Genomic DNA, 1,690 nt, shown 5'->3' on the forward strand with positions numbered 1-1,690 from the left:
CCTCCAGGGGCAGCGCCCGGAAGCCGTGCGCCCGCAGCAGTCGCACCGCCTCCGGTGACACGACGCAGTACGGGCCGCCGCAGTAGGCGACGATTGGTCCCAGTCCGGGGTCTCGTCGTCGTGGCGGGGGCGGCGCTCTCCGGCGGCCCGCTCGGGCCGGCCGGTCATCCGGTCCTGGGCCGCCCGGCCGCCGGACCGGCCGGCTGAGCGGTCGGCGGACCGCCCACGGGCCTCGTCCTGCGACGCACGGCCGCGCGGGGTGTCCCGGGAATCGCCGTCCCGGTCCTGGCGCAGGCGGCCCCGTGGGAGGTCCCGCGGCTCGTCGTCCCGGTCACGCCGCAGACGCCCACGTGGAGCCTCCTGCGGGTCGCCGTCACGGTCCCGCCGTGTACGGCCGCGCGGCACGTCCGACGGGTCACCGTCCCGGTCGCGGCGGGTCGGGCCGCGTCCGGCGTCCGGCACGTCGTCGCGGTCACGGCGCAGACGGCCGCGCGGGACGTCCTGCGGGTCCTCGTCGCGGTAACGGCGCGTGCGGCCGCGCGGGACGTCCTGGGGGCCCTCGTCGTGATCGCGGCGCGTGCGGCCGCGCGGAACGTCCTGCGGGTCGGCGTCACGGCGCAGACGGCCGCGCGGAAGGTCCTGGGGCTCCCCGTCCCGATCCTGGCGCGTACGACCACGTGCAGCGTCCTGGGCGTCGTCGTCACGGTCGCGGCGCGTGCGGCCGCGTGCGGGGTCGCGGCCGGTCGCCGGGTCCTGGCGGGGGCGCGGGTCCTGCGGGGCGCGTCCTCGCGGCGCACGGCCGCGGGGCTGCTCGTCGGCGTCGTCGCCGGACGGGCCGAACGAGAGGTCGAAAGGCAGGTCGAACGGGTCGGGGCGGTTACGGGGGTCGCGCCGCTCGTCGGAGGGCGGACGGTCCGCACCCTCGGAACGGGCCGAACCCGCCTGCCTTCCCGACCGGCCGGGGCCGCCGGACGTACGACGGGCGGCGCCGGGCCCTCCTTGAGAGCCGGCGCCGCCCCCGCCACGGCCGGGCCCCTGGCCCCTGCCGCCTGTGTTGCTCACCGGGTCTGGCCCACCCGCCCGGCGTCGGCCCCGGTGTCGGCCGCGCTGTCGGCCGCACTGTCGGCCGCACTGTCGGCCGCACTGTCGGCGGTGCCGCTGGTCGCGGCACCGGTGTCGGCCGTGTCCGCCGTGCCGCCGGTACCGGTGCCGGACTCCGCCGTGGCGCCGGGCTTGCCGGTCGCGGTGTCGGCGCCCGTGCTGGTACGCGTGCCGGCCGTGGTCTCCTCGCCGGTGCCCGTGCGCTTGTCGGCGCCGGTGCCGGGCTTGGCGGCGGTGGCCGTGCCCTTGTCGCCCAGGGTGAGCGGGTTGATGGTGTTGTCGAGGTGGAGGCCCTGGTCCTCGGCGCGCCTGGCGATGACGTCGGCCTGCGTCTCCTGCTCGATCAGCTGCTTAAGCCGATCGTTGTGCTGGCGGGCGGCGGCGATCTCGCCACGCAGCTTCGAGGCGGTGATCGAGTCCTGCGCGAGCACGGTGTTGAGCAGGAGCAGGCTGACCAGGCCGCCACAGAGCAGCCCCACGACGAGCAGCACGAACGGCGCCCGCTGGCGGCGGCGCGCCGGGACGGCCCGGCCGGCGCGCAGCAGTGCCGCGACTTCGTGGGCCGTGCCACGCAGGAGGAGCCCGCGCG

General features: G+C 78.2%; 1 protein-coding gene and 1 pseudogene. Both read right to left on the reverse strand.

Annotation, left to right across the window (positions count from 1 at the left end; translation table 11 throughout):
• Window positions 1-1,062: pseudogene (locus tag AB0H64_RS44890) on the reverse strand (hypothetical protein); the annotation flags it as partial.
• A partial coding sequence (locus AB0H64_RS44895) for a hypothetical protein (protein WP_357638073.1) occupies window positions 1,059-1,690 on the reverse strand: 632 nt, incomplete at its 5' end. The gene AB0H64_RS44895 and the pseudogene AB0H64_RS44890, both read right to left, overlap by 4 nt.

The organism is Nonomuraea sp. NPDC050733, from assembly GCF_040654215.1.
Lineage (GTDB): Bacteria > Actinomycetota > Actinomycetes > Streptosporangiales > Streptosporangiaceae > Nonomuraea.